Origin of the sequence: Paracoccus tibetensis, assembly GCF_900102505.1 — a bacterium.
In the GTDB taxonomy this organism is placed as follows: Bacteria; Pseudomonadota; Alphaproteobacteria; order Rhodobacterales; family Rhodobacteraceae; genus Paracoccus; species Paracoccus tibetensis.
Map to the genome: position 1 here is coordinate 91,746 of NZ_FMVT01000007.1, position 20,876 is coordinate 112,621.

Sequence of the window (20,876 nt, forward strand, 5' to 3'; positions counted from 1 at the left end):
CCTGATTCGCGCGGATGCTAGCGTCCTGTGCGGCAGGCGCCAGTGCAGCGGCGGCAAAAGATCGCGAGAATCAGCTTCTGCCCGCCGAGGCGGCGTCGAAGCGGTACTGCACCTGCATCCGCCAAGTCTCGCCCGGACGCAGGATGGATTGCGGGAAGCCTGGCTGGTTGACGCTGTCGGGCCAGCCCTGCGCCTCCATCGCGAAGCCGTCATGGGGGCCGTAGACCCGGCCGTCCAGCCCCGGCACGTCCTTCAGTTGCACGCCATCGTAGAACTGCAGCCCCGCCGCGGTGGTCAGGACCTGCATCCTCAGGCCCGAGCGGCCCTCGACCTCGGCCACCTCGCGCTGCGGCAGATCGCCGTCCGAGAGGCAGAAATTGTGGTCATAGCCCGCATCCCCGACCTCGCGCGCGCGGCGGAAGTCGAAGGGGGTCGCCGGCACGGGCGCGATCTCTCCGGTCGGGATGAGGTCGTCGTCCACCGGCAGGTAGGATGGCGCGTCGATCCGGACGCGGTGGCGACGGATGTCCCCCTGCCCGTCCAGATCGAAATAGCCGTGATGCGTCAGGTTGCAGGGCGTCGGCCTGTCCGACACCGCCTCCAGCTCGAAGCCGAGCGTTTGGTCCGCGAGCGTGATGGTGCAGGCAATCCGCATCTCGCCGGGAAAGCCCATGTGCCCGTCGGGCAGGACCAGCGAGAGGCGGGCGCGGTCGGCATCCTGCTCGTCGATCTGCCAGATCTGGACGTCCGTCCCCTCGGCGCCACCATGCAGCAGGTGCCGGCCGCGGAAGTTGGCGCTGACCTGATGCTCGGCGCCGTCCAGCGTGAAGCGTGCGCCGCCGATGCGGTTGGCGAAGCGGCCGACGATGGCGCCGAGATAGCGGCCGGGGCCGAAGTAATCCGCCGGCTCGGGGCAGCCGAGGACCAGCGGATGCGCCACCCCCTCCAGCCGCAGATCCTGCACGATGGCGCCGAGCGTCAGGATGCGCGCGGTGAGGCCGCCGCCCTGCAGGGTGATCGCCTCGACCCGGCGGCCGTCCGGAAGGGTCCAGCTCACAGGATCACCCTCGGCTCGGGCAGGCCGGGGACGCGGGCGCGCAGCAGATAGGGCAGGCCCTGCAGGGCGTCCGGCGCCTCGATCCCCTCCAGCGCGGTCGTCACCAGCAGGTCGCGCATGTCCGCGCCGCCGAAGGCCGGGCAGCTGCTGTGCTTGCCCGGAACGCCGTATTCGTCCGTCACCAGGCCCGCCTCGTCGTAGCGGCGCACGCAGCCCTTGCCCCAGAGCGCGACGTTCAGCCCGCCCTCGGCATCGACAACCGCGCCATCGGGGTTCAGCCCCTCAGGCGCAAGGTCCAGGAAGACTCGCCGTTCGCCCGCAGGCCAGCCCTCGGCGTCCAACGGCTGGCTCCAGACGGTGCTCTCCTCGGTGTCGGCGTAATAGGCGCGCCGCCCGTCCGGAGCGAAGCAGATCGCGTTGGGGATGGTCATGTTCGGCACCAGCTGACGCAGCTCGCCCCTGTGCCAGCGATAGATCGCGGCGCGCCGCTTCTCGGCCCGCTTGCCCATCGTGCCGAACCAGAAGCCGCCCTGCCGGTCGGCCCGCCCGTCGTTGGAGCGGGTGCCGGCATCCTCGGCCTCGACCGCGGCCAGATCCTCCAGCGCCCCGGTCCCGAGGTCCAGCACCGCCAGCCCGGTCTCCGTCGCCACCATCAGCCGCTCGCGGTCGATCCAACCGGCGGCCGAGGCGATGCGGTCCAGCTTCCACTCGCGCGCACGCCGCCCCTCGCGGGCGAGAAGCCGCTGGCCCAGGATGTCGAACCACAGGAAATGTCCGCGCTCGGGGTGCCACAGCGGCCCCTCGCCCAGCTCGCAGCGGCGGTCGTCGAAAGCGTTCATGCGGTCCCCTTGGCAAGGCGTGTCTGCGACAGGGTCAGAAGCCCCTTCTGCAGCAGGATGAAGGCCAGAAGCAGCAGGCCGATGACGATCTTGGTCCACCATGACGACAGCGTGCCGTCGAAGACGAGATAGGTCTGGATCAGCCCCATGGTCAGAACGCCGACCAGCGTGCCGAAGACATAGCCCGAGCCCCCCGTCAGCAGCGTGCCGCCGATGACCACGGCGGCGATGGCCGTCAGCTCGGTCCCCACCGTCGCCAGCGAATAGCCCGAGCCGGTATAGACCGAGAAGACGATCCCCGACAGCCCCGCCATCGCGCCCGAAAAGGCATAGACCAGCACCGTCGTCCGCCCGAGGTTGACGCCCATCAGCCGCGCCGTCGCCTCGCCCCCGCCGAGCGCATAGACGCTGGCGCCAAAGCGGGTGCGATGGGCGATGACCATGCCAAGCACGAAGACGGCCAGCATCAGGCAGCCGATGAGCGTCAGCCGGCCGCGCCCCGGCATCAGCCAGTAGGCGTCGGTCAGCGTGCGGTAGAAGGGATGGGTGATCGGCACGGACTGGACCGACAGCAGGTAGGCCGCGCCCCGCGCCAGGAACATGCCGGCCAGCGTCACGATGAAGGCGGGCATCGCCAGGCGGTGGATCAGGAAGCCCATCGCGGCGCCGAAGCAGGTGGTCAGGACCAAGAGGATCGCGAAGACCGGCAGCGGGTGCAGGCCCGTGTCCCGCAGCATCACCGCTATGAAGACGCCCGAGAAGGCGATCACCGCCCCCACCGACAGGTCGATCCCGCCCGACAGGATCACCAGCGTCATCCCCACCGCGACGATGCCGAGGTAAGCGTTGTCCGTCAGCAGGTTTCCCACGACGCGGGTCGAGAGGATGTTCGGGAACTGTGTGAAGGCCAGCGCATAGGCGGCCAGGAAAATCAGGATCGTCGCGTAAAGCGGCAGGGCGCGGGTGTTCATGCCTTGGCCCTTTCCCGAGCCTCGGCCCGGTGGCTCTCGCGCCAGAGGCGCCACTCGGCGGCGATGCGCGGCGATTGCAGGATCAGGATCACCAGCACCAGCCCGGCCTTGATGATGAGGTTGTATTCGCTCGGGAATCCGGCCAGCAGGATGCCCGCGCTGATCGTCTGGATGATCAGCGCCCCCAGCACCGAGGCGATGACCGAGAACCGCCCGCCCAGCAGCGAGTTGCCCCCGATCACGACGGCGAGGATCGCGTCCAGCTCCAGCCAGAGGCCGGCATTGTTGGCATCCGCGCCCCGGATGTCGGCGGTGACGATGATCCCGGCAAACGCCGCGCAGAGACCCGAGGCCGCATAGACCGCAATCAGCAGCACGGTCGCGTTGACCCCGGCCAGCCGGGCGGCGCGGCGGTTGATGCCGATGGCCTCGATCAGAAGGCCAAGCGCGGTGCGGCGCATCAGCAGCGTCACGGCGATGGCCGCGCCCAGCCAGATCCAGGTCGGCACCGGCAGCCCCGCCGCGGTGCCGGACCCGAGGAAGGCCAGCCCCGGATCGGAGAAGGTCAGGATCCGCCCCTCGGTGATGAGCTGCGCGATCCCGCGGCCCATCGTCATCAGGATCAGCGTGGCGACAAAGGGCTGGATGCCGACGATGGCGACCAGCACGCCGTTCCAGACCCCCGCCGCGATCCCCGCCGCCAGCGCCAGCGCGACGGCAACCACCGCCCCCTGCCCCGAAACCACGGCCGAGGCCGCGACGGCTCCGCAGATCGCCATGATCGTGCCGACCGACAGGTCGATCCCCCGCGTCGCGATGACCAGCGTCATCCCCACCGCCAGCAAGGCCACTGGCGCGCTGCGTTTCAGGATGTCGATGACCGGCCCGACGAGGCGGCCGTTCTCGTAGCTGACAGACAGGAAGGCCGGGTAGAAGATCGACACGAGCGCGATCAGCGCCGCCAGCGCGATCAGCTGCGGGGCGATGCGTTGCAGGACGCTCATGCGGCTTCTCCCTCGCTGGCGATGGCCTGCATGATCCGGTCGCTGCCCACCGCGCTGCCGGTCAGCTCGGCCACATGGCGGCGGTCGCGCAGCACGATCACGCGGTCGGCGACGGCCACCAGCTCGTCCAGCTCGCTGCTGATGACCAGGACCGACATGCCGGCACGGGTCAGTTCTCCGATCAGGCGCAGGATCTCGGCATGGGCGCCGACATCGATGCCGCGCGTCGGCTCGTCCAGGATCAGGAAGCGCGGGTTCATCGCCAGCCAGCGCGCCAGCACGGCCTTCTGCTGGTTGCCGCCCGAGAGCTGCCCGATGGGCTTTTCCCGGTCCGAGGTGCGGATGTCGAGCCGCTTGATGTAGTCCTCGGCCAGCTTGTTCTGTTGGCCGCGCGGGATCGGCCGCGCCCAGCCCCGCTGCGCCTGCATCCCAAGGATGATGTTCTCGCGCACCGACAGATCGCCGACGATCCCGTCCAGCTTGCGATCCTCGGGCGCAAAGCCGAAGCCCGCCGCGATGGCTGTGCGGGGGTTGCTCAGCACAATGTCGCCGTTGGCGTCCCGCGCCGTGCCGCTCTGCGCCGGGCGGATGCCGAACAGCAGCTCGGCCGTCTCGGTCCGGCCCGACCCCAGAAGCCCGGCCAGCCCCACGACCTCGCCCGCGCCAACCGTCAGGTCGAAGGGCTCGATCACGCCCTTGCGCCCCATGCCCGTGAAATGCAGCAGCGGGGGCGCGGCCTCGCTGCCCTCATGCGGGGCCTCCACCACCTCTTCCAGCGCCCTGCCCAGCATCTGCTCGACGAGGCTCATCCGCGTCAGCTCGGCAACGGGCTGGCTGGCGACGCGGCGGCCGTTCCTGAGCACCGTCACCCGGTCGGCCAGCTCGAACACCTGATCGAGGAAATGCGAGACGAACACGATCGCCATGCCGCGCGCCCGCAGCCCGCGCACCACGTCGAAGACCATCGCCACCTCGCGGGCGTCCAGACTGGCCGTCGGCTCGTCCAGGATCAGCACCTTGCCCGAAATCTCGACCGCCCGCGCGATGGCGACGATCTGCCGGATGGCGACCGGGTAGCTGCCGAGGTCGCGGTCCACGTCGATGTCGAGCCCGTACTGCCCCAACACCGCCTGCGCCTGCCGCCGCAGCGCGCGGCTGTCCACCAGCCCCCACTTGCGCGGCTCGCGCCCGAACATCAGGTTCTGCGCGACCGTCAGGTTCTCGAGAAGGTTCACCTCCTGATAGACCGTCCCGATCCCCAGCCCCTGCGCCTCCAGCGTCGAGCGCGGGTCGATGGCCGCGCCCTCCATCGTGATCACCCCGCCGTCGCGCGCATAGGCGCCGGTCAGGCACTTGATGAGCGTCGACTTCCCGGCTCCGTTCTCGCCCAGAAGGGCGTGCACCTCGCCGGCATGGAGGTCCAGATCGACGCCGTCCAGCGCCCGCGTGCCGGGAAAGACCTTGGTCAGCGACCGGATCGACAGCAGCATCCTCACCTCCCGAAAAGGAGGGGCCGCCCCGAAGGGCAGCCCCGCGGGTCAATAGCCCAGATCCTTGCGGCGCTCGTATTCGCCGGCCGGATCGTCGGCCTGCGTGTAAAGGCGCGACTCGGTCTGGATGAACTTCTCGGGCTCGGTGCCGTCGGCCCAATAGGCTTCCAGCGCGTCGAAGGCCGGGCCGGCCATGTTCGGGGTCAGCTCGACCGTGGCATTTGCCTCACCTGCCGCCATCGCCTGGAAGATGTCGGGCACAGCGTCGATGGACACGATCAGGATGTCGGTACCCGGCTGCAGCCCGGCTTCCTTGATCGCCTGGATCGCGCCCACCGCCATGTCGTCGTTATGGGCATAGAGCGCGCAGATGTCCGCGCCGCCATTCTCGGCCTGCAGGAAGCTTTCCATCACCTCCTTGCCGAGCGCGCGGGTGAAATCGCCGGTCTGGCTGCGCACGATCTCGATGTTGTCATGACCTTCGATGGCATTCTCGAAGCCGGTCTTGCGGTCGATGGCGGGGCTGGAGCCGGTCGTGCCCTGCAGCTCGACCACGCGGCATTCCTCGCCGGCGACCTCATCGACCAGCCATTGCCCGGCGACCTCGCCCTCGTGCACCAGATCCGAGCCGACGGCGGTCAGATAGAGGCTCTCGTCGCTGTCCACCTGCCGGTCCAGCAGCACGACCGGGATCTCGGCCTCCTGCGCTTCCTCCAGCACCGAATCCCAGCCCGTCGCCACCACCGGCGCCAGCAGGATCGCGTCCACGCCCTGCGCGATGAAGGACCGGATCGCAGCGATCTGGTTCTCCTGCCGCTGCTGGGCGTCCGAGAATTGCAGCTGGTAGCCGCGTTCCTCGGCCTGCTGCCGGGTCAGCGTCGTTTCGGCCGCGCGCCAGCCCGATTCCGAGCCGATCTGCGAAAAGCCCACGACCTGCGCGCCCGCGGCCGTTCCCATGACCGTCAGCGCCAGCGCCGAGGCCCCCAAAGTGAGTTTGCTCATCATTCCCTCCCAAGAAGTTGGCGCCCCTGCGGCGCGTCGGGTCTTCCCTGCCGTCCCCCATCCTGTCGGGGGGCGGGCCTTCCCGCGTGCGGCGCCCTTCAGAAGTCGAAGGACGCGGCCGTGTTGCGGCGGCCGAGCGTGAAGGCGTCCGCGACCAGCACCATCGGCGCCAGATCGACCTCGGACGCGCCCGCGCGCACCAGCTCCGCCATCCGGGCGTAAAGCGCCGGATATTCCTGCATGATGTCCTCTTGCCCCTCGGCGGGCTGCCCTCGGGTCTCGAGGACGTTGCCCCCCATCCGCAGCGCCACCGGCCCGGCATCGGTCGAAAGCTCGATGTCCCAGGTCTGCGGACCGGTCTGGAGGAAGTCGAAATCCGCCTCTATCCCGCCCGACAGCTGCAGGCGTGCCGCGATGGGCGCCTGCCGGTTCTGGGGGAAATCCAGCTCGGCCGCTTGCAGGTGAACCGGCTGCGGCAGGATCTCGGTCAGGATCGAGAGGGCGTTGATTCCGGGATCGAAGACGCCCATGCCGCCGGCCTCCAAGATCCAGTCCTGCCCCGGATGCCAGTGCCGGATATCCTCGCGCCAGGTGATCTTGCCGCTTCTGACCTCGCGCCCGGCCAGCCACCGCTTCGCCGCTGCCACGCCAAGCGCCATGCGCGAATGCCAGGTGGCGTAGATCGTGACGCCCGCCTCGCGCGCAAGCGCCTCCAGCGCATGAACCTCGGACAGGCTCGCGCCGGGGGGCTTTTCCAGCATCAAGTGACGGCCCGCCCGCAGCACCGCCTCGGCCGCGGCAAAGCGCGGCACCGGCGGCAGGCAGAGGCTCACTGCCTCCACATCAGGCCGCGCCGCCAGCATCGCGTCGATGTCGGTGAAGGCTTCGACGCCCTCGACCGTGCCGTGCCGCGAGACCGTCGCCGCCAACTCCCAGTCCGGGCTGGCGGCCAGCGCCGGCACATGCTGGTCCAGCGCGATCTTCCCGATGCCGACGAGCGCGAGTTTCATCAGTGGCTGTCCTTCCCGACCGCGTTGCCCCGGCAACCTTTCAGGAAGTCCATGTCCGCCCCGGTATCGGCGCCCATCACATGCTGCTGGTGCAGCCAGGCGTAGCCGCTGGTCGGCTGGTCGGGCAGCGGGCGCCAGGCGGCCAGCCGCGCGGCCAGCTCGTCGGCGGGGATGTCCAGATGCAGGCGCCGGTTCGGCACGTCCAGTTCGATCATGTCGCCGTTCCGCACCACGGCCAGAGGCCCCCCGGCCGCCGCCTCGGGCGAGGTGTGCAGCACGACCGTCCCGTAAGCCGTCCCCGACATGCGCGCGTCCGAGATCCGCACCATGTCGGTCACGCCCTTGCGCAGCACCTTGGGCGGCAGGCCCATGTTGCCGACCTCGGCCATGCCCGGATAGCCCTTCGGCCCGCAGTTCTTCAGCACCATCACGCAGGTCTCGTCGATGTCGAGATCCTCGTCGTTGATCTTGGCCTTGTAGTCGTCGATGTCCTCGAAGACGACCGCCCGGCCGCGATGCGTCAGCAGATGCGCACTGGCGGCCGAGGGTTTCAGCACCGCGCCGTTCGGCGCAAGGTTGCCCTTGACCACGGCGATCCCCCCCTGCGGGGTCAGCGGATTCTCGACCGGCCGGATGACGTCCTCGTTCCAGTTGACGACGTCGCGCACCTCTTCCCAGATCGTCTGGCCGCTGACGGTCAGCGCGTCCATGTGCAGCTGCCCCGCCTCGCCGAGCCGCTTGATGACGACGGGCAGGCCGCCGGCATAGAAGAACTCCTCCATCAGGTACTGACCCGAGGGCATCAGGTTCACGATGGTCGCGACGTCCCGCCCGCAGCGGTCCCAATCGTCCAGCGTCAGGTCGATCCCCACGCGCCCCGCCATCGCCAGCATATGCACGACCGCGTTGGTGGACCCGCCGATGGCGCCGTTCACGCGGATCGCGTTCTCGAAGGCCTGCTTGGTCATGATGTCCGAGGGCTTCAGGTCGTCCTTGACCATCTGCACGATCCGCCGCCCTGACATCTGCGCCATCACGCGGCGGCGGCTGTCCACTGCCGGGATCGCGGCATTGCCCGACAGCGCCATGCCAAGCGCCTCGGCCATCGAGGCCATGGTGCTGGCCGTGCCCATCGTATTGCAGGTGCCGCTGGAGCGGGACATGGAAGCCTCGGCTTCGAGGAACTCGTCCTGCGTCATCAGCCCGGCCTTCACGGCCTCGGAGAACTTCCACAGATGCGTGCCCGAGCCGACCCGCTCGCCGCGGAAATAGCCGTTCAGCATCGGCCCCCCGGTCACGACGATCGAGGGGATGTCGCAGGATGCGGCCGCCATCATCAGCGAGGGCGTGGTCTTGTCGCAGCCGACCATCAGCACCGCGCCGTCCATCGGCTGGCCGCGGATCGTCTCCTCGATGGCCAGCGCCGCGAGGTTGCGGAACATCATCGCGCTCGGGCGGAAGGTGTTCTCGCTGGCGGAAAAGACCGGCACCTCGACCGGGAAGCCTCCGGCCTCCCAGATGCCCGCCTTCACCTTCTCGGCCAGTTCGCGCAAATGGCCGTTGCAGGGGGTGAGGTCCGACCAGGTGTTGAGGATGCCGATGATCGGGCGCCCGTCGAACAGGTCATGGGGGTAGCCCTGGTTCTTCAGCCAGCCGCGGTGATAGATCGTGTCGCGCGACGTGCCGCCATACCATTCCTGGGATCGCAGCTTCCGGGGCCAGGGGGCGGGGGTGAATGTCATCATCGCCTCACAGGGCCAGGACGGGCACGGGCGCGGGATCCGCAGCCTCGACCGTCAGCGGGTTGGTCAGCGGCAAGCCGAAATCCGGGCAGACGATGCGGAACCGGTCGCCCGCCTCGGTGCTGATCCCGTCCGCGAAGCTGAGGGTCGCGGTGCCGAAGAAATGGACGTGCACATCGCCGGGGCGGCGGAAGAGGCCGTACTTGAAATGGTGATGCTCCAGATTCGCCAGCGTGTGGGACATGTTCGCCTCGCCCGACAGGAACGGCTTTTCCCAGATCGTCTTGCCGTCGCGGATGAGGCTGCTGGTGCCCTCGACGTTCTGTGGCAGATCGCCGACCAGCATCTCGGGGCCGTAGCTGGCGGGACGCAGCTTGGAATGGGCGAGCCACAGGTAATTCCCGCGCTCGGTCACATGATCCGAGAATTCGTTGGCCAGCGCAAAGCCAAGCCGAACCGGGCGCCCGTCGGGGGCCACGATGTAGAGCCCCGCGATCTCGGGCTCCTCGCCCGCATCCAGCGCGAAACCAGGCGAGGCCAGCGGCTGGCCCGGCGCCACGGCATTGTAGCCGTTGCCCTTCCAGAACCATTCCGGCTGCGCCCCGATCCGACCGGCCTCGGGCTTGCCGCCCTCCAGACCCATGCGGAACATCTTCATGCTGTCGGTCAGCTCGCCCGCATCCATGCTGGCATGCATCTTGTCACGCGCCGAGGCGCTGCCCAGATGCGTCAGGCCCGTCCCGGTCAGGTGCAGATGCGCCGGGTCCTCGTGATCCAGCGGCAGCAGCAGCCGCCCCTCGTCCAGCGCGGCGGCCAGATCGACCGAGATCCCGGCGCCGCGCGTCTTCACCTCGGCCTCGAGACCCCGTCCCGCCGCCAGCGCGGCCAGCGCCAATTGGCGGGTGGTCTCCACGCCGGGGACCAGATGCGCCTGATCGTCCATCCGGGCGGCGACGGCGCGGCGGCCGTCCTTCAGCGTCAGTTGCGACAACCACATGGCTCAGCCCTCACGGTTCTTGTTGTAGACATCGAAGAAGACGGCAGCCAGCAGCACCAGCCCCTTGATGACCTGTTGGTAATCGATGCCGATCCCCATGATCGACATGCCGTTGTTCATCACGCCCATGATGAAGGCGCCCACGACCGCGCCGACGATCTTGCCGACGCCCCCGGACATCGAGGCGCCCCCGATGAAGACCGCCGCGATCACGTCCAGCTCGACCGCGAAGCCCGCGCGGGGGGTGGCGGTGTTGAGGCGGGCGGCAAAGACCAGCCCCGCCAGCGCCGCCAGCAGCCCCATATTGACGAAGACGAGGAAGGTGAGCCGCTCGGTCCTGATGCCGCTGAGCTTTGCGGCCTTGGCGTTGCCGCCGGTGGCGTAGACGCGCCGGCCGATGGTGGTCCGCTCGGTCAGGAAGACGTAGATCACCGTCAGCACGACCATGGACAGCAGCACGTTCGGCAAACCGCGGAACCACGCCAGCTTCCAGGTCACGAACAGAAGCGCGGCGGCGATGATGCCGTTGCGGATGAGGAACAGCGCGAAGGGCTCGTCCTCCATCCCGTAGCGCAGGTTGCGGGCGCGGGCGCGCAGCCCGATCCACAGGATCAGCAGCACCGACAAGACGCCCACCGCCAGCGCCAGGCCGTTCGGGCGGTCGAAACCGAAGGGGTCCGCGATGAAGCCGGTGGACAGCTGCTGGAAGTTCTGCGGGAACGGGCCAACCGACTGCCCGGCCAAGAGCCACAGCGACAGGCCTCGGAAGACCAGCATCCCCGCCAGCGTTACGATGAACGAGGGGATCTTCCAATAGGCGACGAAATAGCCCTGCACCGCGCCGATCGCCATGCCGGTGATGATGCAGACGACCATCGCCTGCCAGACTGGCATCCCCATCTGCACGATCATCACGGCGGCCAGCGCTCCGATGAAGCCCATGACGGAGCCGACCGACAGGTCGATATGGCCCGACACGATCACCAGCAGCATGCCGAGCGCCATGATAATGATGTAGCTGTTCTGCAGGAACAGGTTGGTGATGTTCACCGGGCGCAGCAGCACGCCGCCGGTGACAATCTGGAAGAAGGCCATGATCGCGATCAGCGCGAAGAGAAGCCCGTATTCGCGGATGTGCCGCGCCACATATTCGCCCAGACCCGTGCGGGGCGCGCTTTCGGTGCGTTCCACGCTGTCCTCCTATTCCCTGACGATCAGCGACATGATCGCTTCCTGGCTGGCCTCTTCGGCCGTCAGCTCGCCCACGAAGCCGCCCTGGTTCATCACGTAGATCCGGTCGCACATGCCCAAGAGCTCGGGCATTTCGGACGAGATCATGACGACGGCGCGGCCCTCGCGGCTCAGATCGTTGATGATGTTGTAAATTTCGTATTTCGCGCCCACGTCGATTCCGCGCGTCGGCTCGTCCAGCACCAGAACGTCCGGCGCGGTGAAGAGCCATTTCGCCAGCACGACCTTCTGCTGGTTGCCGCCCGAGAGGTTCATCACTTTCTGGAAGACCGAGGGCGTCCTGATCCGCAGCGCGCTGCGGTACTTCTCGGCCACCTCGGTCTCGCGGCTCTCATCCACGACGCCGCGGCGCGAGACGCCGTCGAGGTTGGCCAGGATCGTGTTTCGCCGGATCGTCTGCTCGAGGATAAGCCCAAGCGTCTTGCGGTCCTCGGTGACATAGGCCAGCCCGGCCTTGATCGCGCGGTCCACGGTGGAAACGTCCACCTCCTGCCCGCGCACGAAGGCCTGGCCGCTGATGTTGCGGCCATAACTACGGCCGAAGACGCTCATCGCCAGTTCCGTGCGGCCCGCGCCCATGAGGCCGGCGATGCCGACGACCTCGCCCGCGCGCACGGTCAGGGACACGTCGCGGATCATCTGCCGCTCGCGCTGCTCGGGATGCCAGACGTTCCAGTTCCTCAGCTCGAAGACCACCTCGCCCGCGCGCCGCTCGCGCTCGGGGTAGCGGTGGGCCATGTCGCGGCCGACCATGTCGCGGACGATCTTGTCCTCGGTCAGGCCCTTTGCGTCCAGCGTCGAGATCGTGGCACCGTCCCGGATCACCGTCACGCGGTCCGCCACCCGGCGCACCTCGTTCAGCTTGTGGCTGATGATGATGCTGGTGACCCCCTGCCCTTTCAGCTCCAGCAGCAGGTCCAGCAGCGCCTGGCTGTCGCTTTCCGACAGGGCGGCGGTCGGCTCATCGAGGATCAGCAGCCGCACGTTGCGCGACAGGGCCTTGGCGATTTCCACGAGCTGCTGCTTGCCGACGCCCAGCTTGCCGACGATGGTGCCGGGCGCCTCGCGCAGGCCGACCTTGGCCAGCAGCGCCTCGGTCTGGCGGAAGGTCTCGGGCCAGTCGATGACCCCGCCCCTGGCGCGCTCGTTGCCCAGAAAAATGTTCTCGGCGATGGTCAGAAGCGGGATCAGCGCCAGCTCCTGGTGGATGATGATGATGCCCTTCGCCTCGCTGTCGCGAATGTCGCGGAAGTTCACCACCTCGCCGTCATAGGTGATTTGTCCGTCGTAGCTGCCGATCGGGTAGACGCCCGACAGCACCTTCATCAGCGTGGACTTGCCCGCCCCGTTCTCGCCGCAGATCGCGTGGATCTCGCCGGGGGCGACGTCGATGCTGACATTGTCCAGGGCCTTCACGCCGGGGAAGGTCTTGGAGATGCTCTGCATCTGAAGAAGGGCACTCATCGGGTCGTTCCTTGCCGGGCCGCATCCCGTCAGGGGCGGCCGCAGGGCGAAATCAGGCCGCCCGGCCTCCATGCAGGAGGGGGGCGGCCCGCGCTGTTACTGAAGCTGCTCGGCGGTGTAGTAGCCGCTGTCCACCAGGATTTCCTGGTAGTTCGAGGCATCGACCGGCACAGGCTCGAGCAGGTAGGACGGGACCACCTTGACGCCGTTGTCATAGGTCTCGGTGTCGTTGATCTCGGGCTCGCCGCCCTTCAGCATCGCGTCCACCATGCCAACCGTGACGCGGGCCAATTCGCGCGTGTCCTTGAAGATGGTCGAATACTGCTCGCCCGCCTGGATGGACTTGACCGACTGCACCTCGGCGTCCTGGCCGGTCACGATCGGCATCTCCAGATCGCCCGAGCCGTAGCCGACGCCCTTCAGCGACGACAGGATGCCGATGGACAGCCCGTCATAGGGCGAGAGGACCCCGTGGACGACCTCTTGCGTGTAGTTCGCCGACAGAAGGTTATCCATCCGCGCCTGCGCGGCCGAGCCGTCCCACCTGAGCGTGCCGACCGTCTCCATCCCCTGCTGGCCCGAGGGGATCACGATCCGCCCCTCGTCGATCAGCGGCTGCAGGATGGACATGGCGCCGTCATAGAAGAAATAGGCGTTGTTGTCGTCCGGGCTGCCGCCGAACAGCTCGACATGCCAGGGGTTCACGTCGCCGAAGCGCTCCTCGAGGCCCTGCACCAGGCTGTTGGCCTGCTGCACGCCCACCTGGAAGTTGTCGAAGGTTGCGTAGTAGTCGACATCCGGCGTGTCGCGGATCAGCCGGTCATAGGCGATCACGCGGATGTCGGATGCGGCGGCGTTGGCCAGCGCGTTCGACAGCGTGGTGCCGTCGATGGCGGCGATCACCAGCACGTCCACGCCCTGCGTGATCATGTTCTCGACCTGCGCCAGCTGGTTCGGGATGTCGTCCTCAGCGTATTGCAGGTTGGTTTCGTAGCCCGCGGCCTCGAACTGCTCGACCATGTTGGCCCCGTCCGCGATCCAGCGGGCCGAGGATTGCGTCGGCATCGAGATGCCGATGGTCTGGGCCGAGGCCGCGACGGCCAGCCACGAGATGCCGAACGCCAGCGCGGCGGTCTTGATCGAAGTCATGTCGTCCTCCCCTGCGGCGCCCCCTCCGGCGCCTTCTTGTGACAAAAGTTGTAGCGCGCCCAGCACATGATCGTAAAATGACATTACGGCCCGACCTCATACCGGAAATGATATGTCCGAATCCCTCGCCCGCCTGCAGCTGAAACCCGCGCAGCTTCGCCTGATCCTGCGGATCGCCGAAACGGGCCGCCTTCAGCAGGCCGCCAGCGCCTGCGGCATGACGCAGCCCGCCGCATCCCGGATGCTGGCCGAGACCGAGCGGCAGCTGGGCGCGCCCCTGTTCCTGCGCGCGCCCACGGGCATGGCCCCGACCGAGATCGGCACCGCCGTCATCCGCCGCGCCCGCACCATCCTGCGCGAGATGGGCAACATGGCCGCCGACGTGACCGCCCTGCGCGGCGGCCATGCGGGCGCGGTGCATGTCGGCGCCGTGACCGGCCCGGCGGTCGGTTATCTCGTGCCCGCCATCCGCGAGATCAAGCACGAGATGCCAGAAGCCGACATCACCGTCGACGTCATGCCCTCGCGCGATCTCCTTCAGCACCTGACCGCGGGCGAGATGGACTTCGCGCTGGCCCGCATCCTGCCCGAGTTCGACAGCCGCGACTTCGAGATCCTGCCCATGCGCGACGAGAAGGTCGCCTTCTGCACCCGCGCCGGCCATCCCCTCGCCCGCGCGCCGATGGTCACCCTGACCGAGCTGGGGGAATACGAATGGATCATGCAGCAGCGCGGCGCCCCGATCCGCGAGGCGACGCTGGAGGCCTTTGCCTCGGTCGGCCTGCCCGAGCCGCGCAACATCGTCTCGTCTGCCTCCATTGTCTTCACCATGGCCTACCTGGCCGAAAGCAACGCCGTCGCCTCGGTCTCGGAAGAGGTGGGACTGCTGCTCCGCCGCGCCCCGGTCGGGGCGGGCTTCGCGCTGCTGGAGTGCCAGCGCGAGATCCGGGTCGCGCCCTACTTCCTTCTGAACCTGCGCCGCCGCCCGCTGTCGCAGCTCGCGCAGCGCGTGAGGGCGCGGGTGATCGAGAAGACCGGCCTCGCGCCCGCCTGATCCGCTTGCCGCGCCGGCCCCGCCCCGCTACCTCTGGCGCAAAGAGGAGTGACGCGATGCAGCCAGCCTTCGCCGCCGTGGACTGGGGGACGACCAGCTTCCGGCTGTGGCTGCTGGACGCGGCGGGCGCCATCTGCGGCCAGAGCGCCGGCCCCGACGGCATGACCCCCTCGGCGGGCCGCTTTCCCGAGGTGCTGGCCCGCCACCTTGCCAGCGCCGGCGCCGCCGCCGACCTTCCCGTCCTCATCTGCGGGATGGCCGGCGCCCGGCAGGGCTGGATCGAGGCGCCTTACCTGCCCCTGCCGGCCCGGCTGGACCGCCTGCACGAGGCGGCGATCCGCGTTCCGACCGAGGGCGACATCCGCATCCTACCCGGCCTCTGCCAGTCCGATCCCGCGGCCCCGAACGTGATGCGCGGCGAGGAGACGCAGCTTCTGGGCCTGCCGCCGGCGAAGGGTCCGCGCCTCGTCTGCCTGCCCGGCACGCACAGCAAGTGGGTCTGGATGGACGGCCCCGCCGTCACCCGCTTCACCACCGTCATGACCGGCGAGCTTTACGCCGCTCTCTCGCAGCACACGGTCCTGCGCCACTCGGTCCCGGACGCTCCGCCGACGCCGCCCGACCATCCGGCCTTCCTCGCCGCGCTGGACCTCGTCCTCGCCGCGCCTGCCGCCGTCCTGACGCGCCTCTTCGAGCTGCGCGCGGGGCAGCTTCTGGACCTTGCCGCGCCGCGGGACGGGGACGCGCATCTTTCCGGCCTGCTGATCGGCGCCGAGATCGGCGCGCTGTCCCCGCGGATCGACGCGCCCCTGCTGCTGGCCGGCACCGGACCGCTGCTGGCGCTCTATGCCGCCGCGCTGACCCGCGCCGGCATCCCCTTCACCACGGCCGACGCGGCCGAGGCCAGCCGCCGCGGCCTCGCCCTCGCCGGCTCGCGCATCTGGAGCGACGCATGACCCCTTGGCCCCGCCTCAACCGCCCGCTGGTCGCGATCCTGCGCGGCATCACGCCGGACGAGGTCGCGCCCGTCGCCGCCGCCCTGATCGAGGCCGGCATCGAGGCGATCGAGGTGCCGCTGAACTCGCCCGACGCGCTCGACTCGATCGCGCGTCTCGCCCGCGACTTCGGTCGCGACGCGCTGGTCGGCGGCGGCACGATCCTGACCGTCGCCGAGGCCGAGGCCGTCCATGCCGCCGGCGGCCGGCTCTTCGTCAGCCCCAACATGCGCCCGCAGGTCATCGCGCGCGCCGCCAGCCTGGGCATGGTCACCATGCCGGGCGTGCTGACCCCGACCGAGGCGCTGGACGCGCTGGAGGCCGGCGCCTCGGCGCTGAAGGTCTTTCCGGCGAACGTGCTCGGCCCCGCCGGCATCGCCGGGATGCGCCCGATCCTCCCGGCCGGCACCGTCATCGGCGCGGTCGGCGGCGTCGATGCCGGCAACATGATGGACTACCTGCGCGCCGGCGCCGGCGCCTTCGGCCTCGGCACCGCGCTCTACCGCCCGGGACAGGGCGCGGCCGAGGTGCACCGGCAGGCGGGCCGCATCGTCGCGGCTCTCGACGCCGCCCTGGCCGGAGCCTAGGCGCCCAGATCGCGATCAACGTGCGGCTGTGAGGCGCTCACCCGGGCGCTGCGTCCGCCAGCTCGGGCCGACATCCAAAGCGCGATCTGGTGGCCGCCGTTTCAGCCGGAATGCGAATCAGCTTCGGGCGCGATCTCGACGTCGATGTCGTCGTAGGTCAGCCCCCGCGCCTCGGGATGCGAATGCAGCAGCGCCGCCACGACGGCCAGCCGCATCGGCTCGATTCCAGCGTTCAGCGCGTCGTTGATGGTGTCGCTGTGCAGGACCACACCGTCCGCTCTGCGGATGGCGCGAAAGCGATAGACGGTCATGAGCACCTCCGAGAGTGGATACCGCCGGATTAGACCATACCAATAAGTTGACTGCTAGTGCTTTATAATAAGTTAAAAATTCGAGGCCTCGAGGCTGTTGCGCGGGCGCATCCTCTGGCCCACCCGAGGGGCCGGCATCTGCTGGGACAGGCGGTCGAGAAGGTCCACGTAATCCTTGTTGTGCGAATAGGCATCGAGCGCAGACATAATCAGCTGCAGATCGTCGGCCGTCATGCGAAGGCAGAGATCCGCACTGTTCGGAGCGTCGGGCATGTCAATCGTCCTGTCGGTTAATGCGATGCCAGACTAACGCAGTGCGTGAGAAATTCACCTCAAATGTTCCGACAAATTGTGTGACGGTCGCAAGTCGCCGTGAGGACCACCGAGACCGACACATGACGCCACACTCGCGCCGTGCGCGAACGCGCCGGTCCTAGACCGCGGCCTGCCGCCCGTCGGGATGCAGGGCGTCGATCTCGACCGCGACGAGGTGCTGGAGCGTCCAGATGTAGTCGTCGTGGATGCCGTGCTCGGCCAGTCCGCGCGCGGTGCGCAGCAGGTACTCGGCCCCCGATCCGGCCGCGCCCGCGGCCTGCGCCAGCCGGCGCGCCTGGTGCGTGATGCCGAGCCGCGCGATCTGCAGCTCGACCGGGTCCGCGTAGAAGGTCAGCGCCTCCTCGAGGCCGCGCTCGGTGCGGACCTCAATCCAGCGGGCGTTCGCCGCCAGTTCATGCGCCACAAGCTCGCGCCGCAGGATGCTGCGCAGGGACGCCGTCTCGGTGCCCGGCGCGATCTCCATCACCAGCCCCTCGCAGCTGCCGCCCGAGGCCAGCGCCAGCATCAGGCCGGGCCGTTCGGGCGTGCCGCGGAAATGGTTCAGCGAGATCGAGAAGTCCCGGTGCCAGCCAAGGGCCATCCCGCGGCGGCGGGCGCCGACGGCGAAGTCCGGGTTCCAGATCAGCGAGCCATAGGCGAAGATGGGGATCGGGCGGGGGCGCCCCTCGGTCAGCAGGGCCGCCAGCCGGTCGAGATCGGCGTCCTCCAGCATCCGCCAGGACGGATCGTAGAGCAGCCCCTCGCCCGGCGCCACGCGCGCGACATGCGCGTCGGTCAGGGTCAGCGGGCGGGGCGTGGACATGGGCGCGACTCGGGGCGGTTGGACAGACCCTTGTCGCAAAAGGCAGCGGGCGCGGGAAGGGCTGCGCAGGTCAAAGCCCCTCGAACCAGGCTGCATAGGAGCTGTTGCGCGCCATCCGGCGGTTCTGGTCCGGCGCGCCGTCTGTCCACCAGACCGGGCCGCGCTCGCCGAGGGCGATCTTCGCGGCGTCCACGCGGCCCCGCGCCTCGGCCTCGGCCGCGGCATCCTTGGCCGCCAGCGCCGCGCCGACCTCGCGCCGGGCCGTCATCAGCTCGGCCACGAGCCGGGCGCGGGTCTTCTCGTCGAGGCCGGGATTGGCCGCACGCCACAGCCTGCCGCGCACGACGATGTAGCGGCCGTCGGGCGTGCGCGGCGGCGGCGGCGGGCTCATGCCCAGTCCTGGCCCGCCAGCATCGCCCGCGTCCGGGGACAGGATTCGCCGCCGAAGAAGGTCGCGATCACGCGGTCGAAGACGTCGCCGCTGCCCGGCACCGCGGCGAACAGTGTCGCGCACGAGCGCAGCTTCATGGCGTCTATGCCGCCCATGATCCGCTCGGCCGGCAGCTCGCCGTGCTCCAGCACCGCCTCGGCGCATTCGACAATCCGCGGGCCGAGCGCGGGATGGCGCAGATAGGCCTGCGCCTCGGCCAGGTCCGCGAGGCCGAAGAACTCGGCCGTCGCCGACCGGCCGATGCCGCGCAGTTGCGGGAAGATGAACCACATCCAGTGGCTCTGCTTGCGCCCCCGCCGCAGCTCCGACAGCGCCTGCGCGTAAAGCTCGTCCTGCGCGGCGAGGAAGCGGTCGAGCGAGGCGGGATCGTCGGCGTCGGGGAACATGCGGGCATCCTTTGCGGCCTGTGGGCCGGGATCAACGCGCGGGGCGGGGCGGGGTTCGCCCTGCCCGCCCGCCCGCGGCGCCCTCAGCTCGCCTCCGCGAAGGCGGCCGGTGGCTGGCCGGTGAAGCCCGCCAGATGATCGGCCATCGCCCGCTGGAAGGCCGGGCGGGCCGTGCCGCGCGCGACGAAATCCGCCAGCCGCGGATGGCTGGCCAGATGCGGCGTGCCGTCGAGCATCCGCAGGACCGAGACCATCATCAGATCGCCCGGCCCGAAGGCGCCGGCGAACCACTCCGCGTCCGCCAGCCGATCCTCGGCCTCGCGCAGCCGCTCCTCGATGCGGGCGTCGATCGAGGGCAGGCGCGGCGCGGACCACGGCTCGCCGGCCTCGAAGAGGGTCGCCATCGCCCGGTCGGTGATCACCGGCTCGAGCGTGTTCATCGCTGCGAAGGTCCATTCCAGCGAGCGCGCCCGCGCCGCTGCGCCCGCGGGCATGAGGCCGGGGAAGCGCTCGGCGATGTGCCAGACGATCGCGCCGCTCTCGAACAGGGTCAGCCCCTCCTCCTCGTAGGTCGGGACCTGCCCGAAGGGTTGCAGCGCGCGATGCGCGGGCTGTTTCTGCGCGCCCTGCGGCAGCAGGCGGACCGCGTAGCGCTGGCCGACCTCCTCCAGCGCCCACCGCACGCGCAGGTCGCGCACCTGGCCCTTGGCGAAGTCCGGCACCCAGTCATAGGCGGTGATGGTGATCGGGGCGGCGGGATCAACCGGCATGGGACATCTCCGCCGGTCCTTGCTCGACCGCCTCGGCGCTCATCCACATCGGCTCCCAGATGTGGCCATCGGGATCGGCGAAGCTGCGGCCATACATGAAGCCGTGGTCCTGCACCGGGCAGGGATCGGCCGTCCCGCCGGCCCTGACCGCGGCGGCGGTGATCGCGTCCACGGCCCCGCGGTCGTCGCGGCTGATGCAGAGCAGCACCTGCGCCTCGGTCCGCGCGTCCACGCGGCGGCGGTCGGTGAAGCCGGCCCAGAAGTCATGGGTCAGCAGCATCACGTAGATCGTCTCCGACAGGACCATGCAGGCCGCGCGGTCGTTCGTGAACTTCGGCTCGGTGGTGAAGCCGATCGCCTCGTAGAAGGCCCGGGCGCGGTCCAGATCGGCCACGGGCAGGTTGACGAAGATCATCTGGGGCATGTGCGTTCTCCGCGTTTCGTGGTGCAGTGAGTCCGTCTTGCTTGACAGCTTAGGCACAGGTGATTACTTAAAGCAACTATGAAGTCACAAAAAGAAACTATTGCGCCACCCGCCGCTCATGGCCGCTGGTACGACGATGCCTGCGGCACCGCCTTCGGGATGGAGCTTCTGGGCGAACGCTGGTCCCTTCTGATCGTGCGCGAGCTGATCTTCGGCCCGCGCCGCTTTTCGGACCTCCGGGCCGAGCTGCCCGGCATCAGCGCCAAGATCCTGACAGAGCGCCTGGCGGGGCTGGAGGCCAGCGGCATCGTCACCCGCAGCACCGCCCCCGCGCCGACGCCCGCGCGGCTCTACGGGCTGACGGCCTGGGGCATGGCGGCCGAGCCGATTATCCAGGAGCTGGGGCGGTGGGCCGCCGCCTCGCCGCAGCACGATCCGACGCTGCCGCTTTCCGCCGCCTCGATGATGATGTCGCTGCGCACGATGCTGGACCGCCCGGCGGCGGCGGGCCTGGCGCTCAGCTGCAACTTCGCCATCGGCCACGCCACCTTCACCGCCCGGCTGGAGGATGGCGCGCTTTCCATCCGCCGCGGCACCTCGGAGGGGGCCGAGCTGTCCTTCACCGCGCCGGACGCCCCTGCCCTCGCCGCCGTCATCTATGGCGGCGTGCCGCCCGAGGCGGTGGGCGTGACCGCCATGGGCGAGGCCGCCTTGCGGCAGCGCTTCATCGACCTCTTCAATCTGCCGCCCAAGGTCGGCGTGCCAGCCGGCTGACGCCGGGTCG

23 protein-coding genes are annotated in these 20,876 nt (G+C 69.3%); 4 read left to right on the forward strand and 19 right to left on the reverse strand.

The features are described from left to right. Nucleotides 1–70: 70 nt before the first annotated feature. From BLP73_RS11230 to chvE, 12 genes are all read right to left on the reverse strand, one after another. Nucleotides 71–1,057, reverse strand: coding sequence for an aldose epimerase family protein (locus BLP73_RS11230; RefSeq protein WP_090744209.1), 987 nt, complete (start codon nt 1,055–1,057; stop codon nt 71–73). After that, nucleotides 1,054–1,896 carry an SMP-30/gluconolactonase/LRE family protein gene (locus tag BLP73_RS11235; RefSeq protein WP_090744213.1) on the reverse strand — a complete coding sequence of 281 codons (843 nt, stop codon included), beginning with the start codon at nt 1,894–1,896 and terminating at the stop codon, nt 1,054–1,056. Before BLP73_RS11235 ends, BLP73_RS11230 begins: the two co-directional genes overlap by 4 nt. Next, the gene (yjfF, locus tag BLP73_RS11240) at nt 1,893–2,867 is read right to left on the reverse strand and encodes a galactofuranose ABC transporter, permease protein YjfF (RefSeq protein ID WP_090744216.1); all 975 of its coding nucleotides are present in this window, start codon (nt 2,865–2,867) and stop codon (nt 1,893–1,895) included. Before yjfF ends, BLP73_RS11235 begins: the two co-directional genes overlap by 4 nt. Next, entirely contained in the window at nt 2,864–3,871 is a 1,008-nt protein-coding gene (locus BLP73_RS11245; protein WP_090744219.1) for an ABC transporter permease, read from the reverse strand. Before BLP73_RS11245 ends, yjfF begins: the two co-directional genes overlap by 4 nt. Continuing rightward, a complete protein-coding gene (locus tag BLP73_RS11250; protein ID WP_090744222.1) occupies nt 3,868–5,361 on the reverse strand; it encodes a sugar ABC transporter ATP-binding protein in 1,494 nt (497 codons plus the stop codon). The genes BLP73_RS11245 and BLP73_RS11250 overlap by 4 nt, the downstream gene beginning before the upstream one ends. A gap of 48 nt (nt 5,362–5,409) precedes the next feature. Beyond that, nucleotides 5,410–6,363: a galactofuranose ABC transporter, galactofuranose-binding protein YtfQ gene (ytfQ, locus tag BLP73_RS11255; RefSeq protein ID WP_175453331.1), complete on the reverse strand. Its 954-nt coding sequence runs from the start codon at nt 6,361–6,363 to the stop codon at nt 5,410–5,412. Between the two features lie 98 nt (nt 6,364–6,461). Then, entirely contained in the window at nt 6,462–7,373 is a 912-nt protein-coding gene (locus BLP73_RS11260; protein WP_090744228.1) for a Gfo/Idh/MocA family protein, read from the reverse strand. Beyond that, nucleotides 7,373–9,115, reverse strand: coding sequence for an L-arabinonate dehydratase (gene araD, locus BLP73_RS11265; protein ID WP_090744619.1), 1,743 nt, complete (start codon nt 9,113–9,115; stop codon nt 7,373–7,375). The genes BLP73_RS11260 and araD overlap by 1 nt, the downstream gene beginning before the upstream one ends. A 7-nt stretch (nt 9,116–9,122) precedes the next feature. Continuing rightward, nucleotides 9,123–10,112 (reverse strand): AraD1 family protein, encoded by a 990-nt coding sequence (gene araD1 / locus BLP73_RS11270; RefSeq protein WP_090744231.1) that lies wholly within the window; start codon nt 10,110–10,112, stop codon nt 9,123–9,125. Nucleotides 10,113–10,115: 3 nt separating this feature from the next. Beyond that, nucleotides 10,116–11,303, reverse strand: a complete 1,188-nt coding sequence (gene mmsB, locus BLP73_RS11275; RefSeq protein ID WP_245686635.1) for a multiple monosaccharide ABC transporter permease — start codon at nt 11,301–11,303, stop codon at nt 10,116–10,118. Between the two features lie 9 nt (nt 11,304–11,312). Next, the gene (gene mmsA / locus BLP73_RS11280) at nt 11,313–12,827 is read right to left on the reverse strand and encodes a multiple monosaccharide ABC transporter ATP-binding protein (protein ID WP_090744234.1); all 1,515 of its coding nucleotides are present in this window, start codon (nt 12,825–12,827) and stop codon (nt 11,313–11,315) included. Nucleotides 12,828–12,923: 96 nt separating this feature from the next. Further along, nucleotides 12,924–13,976: a multiple monosaccharide ABC transporter substrate-binding protein gene (chvE, locus tag BLP73_RS11285; protein WP_090744236.1), complete on the reverse strand. Its 1,053-nt coding sequence runs from the start codon at nt 13,974–13,976 to the stop codon at nt 12,924–12,926. Between the two features lie 112 nt (nt 13,977–14,088). Between chvE and BLP73_RS11290 the strand changes: the two genes are divergently transcribed. From BLP73_RS11290 to BLP73_RS11300, 3 genes are read left to right on the forward strand one after another with little or no spacing between them, the layout of a single operon-like run. After that, nucleotides 14,089–15,030: a LysR family transcriptional regulator gene (locus BLP73_RS11290; RefSeq protein ID WP_090744239.1), complete on the forward strand. Its 942-nt coding sequence runs from the start codon at nt 14,089–14,091 to the stop codon at nt 15,028–15,030. 56 nt (nt 15,031–15,086) lie between these two features. Continuing rightward, nucleotides 15,087–15,986, forward strand: a complete 900-nt coding sequence (locus BLP73_RS11295) for a 2-dehydro-3-deoxygalactonokinase (protein WP_090744243.1) — start codon at nt 15,087–15,089, stop codon at nt 15,984–15,986. Next, complete coding sequence (locus tag BLP73_RS11300) at nt 15,983–16,612, forward strand: 2-dehydro-3-deoxy-6-phosphogalactonate aldolase (protein WP_090744246.1); 630 nt, start codon at nt 15,983–15,985, stop codon at nt 16,610–16,612. Before BLP73_RS11295 ends, BLP73_RS11300 begins: the two co-directional genes overlap by 4 nt. 101 nt (nt 16,613–16,713) lie before the next feature. Here the strand turns inward: BLP73_RS11300 and BLP73_RS11305 are convergent, their stop codons facing one another. The 7 genes from BLP73_RS11305 to BLP73_RS11335 all read right to left on the reverse strand — a co-directional run bounded on the left by BLP73_RS11305 (nt 16,714) and on the right by BLP73_RS11335 (nt 20,092). Next, entirely contained in the window at nt 16,714–16,923 is a 210-nt protein-coding gene (locus BLP73_RS11305; RefSeq protein WP_090744248.1) for a hypothetical protein, read from the reverse strand. A 72-nt stretch (nt 16,924–16,995) separates the two neighbouring features. Next, complete coding sequence (locus tag BLP73_RS11310) at nt 16,996–17,196, reverse strand: hypothetical protein (protein WP_090744251.1); 201 nt, start codon at nt 17,194–17,196, stop codon at nt 16,996–16,998. 160 nt (nt 17,197–17,356) lie between these two features. Beyond that, the gene (locus tag BLP73_RS11315; protein WP_175453332.1) at nt 17,357–18,061 is read right to left on the reverse strand and encodes a gamma-glutamylcyclotransferase; all 705 of its coding nucleotides are present in this window, start codon (nt 18,059–18,061) and stop codon (nt 17,357–17,359) included. Nucleotides 18,062–18,131: 70 nt separating this feature from the next. Continuing rightward, on the reverse strand, nt 18,132–18,452 hold the full coding sequence (locus BLP73_RS11320) for a hypothetical protein (RefSeq protein WP_090744257.1): 321 nt from the start codon (nt 18,450–18,452) through the stop codon (nt 18,132–18,134). Then, entirely contained in the window at nt 18,449–18,898 is a 450-nt protein-coding gene (locus BLP73_RS11325; RefSeq protein WP_090744259.1) for a DUF1810 domain-containing protein, read from the reverse strand. The genes BLP73_RS11320 and BLP73_RS11325 overlap by 4 nt, the downstream gene beginning before the upstream one ends. 83 nt (nt 18,899–18,981) lie before the next feature. Next, nucleotides 18,982–19,668 carry a glutathione S-transferase family protein gene (locus tag BLP73_RS11330; protein WP_090744262.1) on the reverse strand — a complete coding sequence of 229 codons (687 nt, stop codon included), beginning with the start codon at nt 19,666–19,668 and terminating at the stop codon, nt 18,982–18,984. After that, the gene (locus tag BLP73_RS11335; protein ID WP_090744265.1) at nt 19,658–20,092 is read right to left on the reverse strand and encodes a VOC family protein; all 435 of its coding nucleotides are present in this window, start codon (nt 20,090–20,092) and stop codon (nt 19,658–19,660) included. The genes BLP73_RS11330 and BLP73_RS11335 overlap by 11 nt, the downstream gene beginning before the upstream one ends. 78 nt (nt 20,093–20,170) lie before the next feature. On the opposite strand from BLP73_RS11335, the gene BLP73_RS11340 reads away from it, so the two are divergent. Beyond that, a complete protein-coding gene (locus BLP73_RS11340; RefSeq protein ID WP_090744267.1) occupies nt 20,171–20,866 on the forward strand; it encodes a winged helix-turn-helix transcriptional regulator in 696 nt (231 codons plus the stop codon). The last annotated feature ends 10 nt before the right edge of the window (nt 20,867–20,876 follow it).

Coding starts and splice junctions, on each gene's coding strand:
- BLP73_RS11235 (WP_090744213.1), bottom strand. CDS start 1,896: ATGAACGCTTTCGACGACCGCCGCTGCGAGCTGGGCGAGGGGCCGCTG.
- yjfF (WP_090744216.1), bottom strand. CDS start 2,867: ATGAACACCCGCGCCCTGCCGCTTTACGCGACGATCCTGATTTTCCTG.
- BLP73_RS11245 (WP_090744219.1), bottom strand. CDS start 3,871: ATGAGCGTCCTGCAACGCATCGCCCCGCAGCTGATCGCGCTGGCGGCG.
- BLP73_RS11250 (WP_090744222.1), bottom strand. CDS start 5,361: ATGCTGCTGTCGATCCGGTCGCTGACCAAGGTCTTTCCCGGCACGCGG.
- ytfQ (WP_175453331.1), bottom strand. CDS start 6,363: ATGAGCAAACTCACTTTGGGGGCCTCGGCGCTGGCGCTGACGGTCATG.
- BLP73_RS11260 (WP_090744228.1), bottom strand. CDS start 7,373: ATGAAACTCGCGCTCGTCGGCATCGGGAAGATCGCGCTGGACCAGCAT.
- araD (WP_090744619.1), bottom strand. CDS start 9,115: ATGACATTCACCCCCGCCCCCTGGCCCCGGAAGCTGCGATCCCAGGAA.
- araD1 (WP_090744231.1), bottom strand. CDS start 10,112: ATGTGGTTGTCGCAACTGACGCTGAAGGACGGCCGCCGCGCCGTCGCC.
- mmsA (WP_090744234.1), bottom strand. CDS start 12,827: ATGAGTGCCCTTCTTCAGATGCAGAGCATCTCCAAGACCTTCCCCGGC.
- chvE (WP_090744236.1), bottom strand. CDS start 13,976: ATGACTTCGATCAAGACCGCCGCGCTGGCGTTCGGCATCTCGTGGCTG.
- BLP73_RS11290 (WP_090744239.1), top strand. CDS start 14,089: ATGTCCGAATCCCTCGCCCGCCTGCAGCTGAAACCCGCGCAGCTTCGC.
- BLP73_RS11295 (WP_090744243.1), top strand. CDS start 15,087: ATGCAGCCAGCCTTCGCCGCCGTGGACTGGGGGACGACCAGCTTCCGG.
- BLP73_RS11300 (WP_090744246.1), top strand. CDS start 15,983: ATGACCCCTTGGCCCCGCCTCAACCGCCCGCTGGTCGCGATCCTGCGC.
- BLP73_RS11305 (WP_090744248.1), bottom strand. CDS start 16,923: ATGACCGTCTATCGCTTTCGCGCCATCCGCAGAGCGGACGGTGTGGTC.
- BLP73_RS11310 (WP_090744251.1), bottom strand. CDS start 17,196: ATGCCCGACGCTCCGAACAGTGCGGATCTCTGCCTTCGCATGACGGCC.
- BLP73_RS11315 (WP_175453332.1), bottom strand. CDS start 18,061: ATGTCCACGCCCCGCCCGCTGACCCTGACCGACGCGCATGTCGCGCGC.
- BLP73_RS11320 (WP_090744257.1), bottom strand. CDS start 18,452: ATGAGCCCGCCGCCGCCGCCGCGCACGCCCGACGGCCGCTACATCGTC.
- BLP73_RS11325 (WP_090744259.1), bottom strand. CDS start 18,898: ATGTTCCCCGACGCCGACGATCCCGCCTCGCTCGACCGCTTCCTCGCC.
- BLP73_RS11330 (WP_090744262.1), bottom strand. CDS start 19,668: ATGCCGGTTGATCCCGCCGCCCCGATCACCATCACCGCCTATGACTGG.
- BLP73_RS11335 (WP_090744265.1), bottom strand. CDS start 20,092: ATGCCCCAGATGATCTTCGTCAACCTGCCCGTGGCCGATCTGGACCGC.
- BLP73_RS11340 (WP_090744267.1), top strand. CDS start 20,171: ATGAAGTCACAAAAAGAAACTATTGCGCCACCCGCCGCTCATGGCCGC.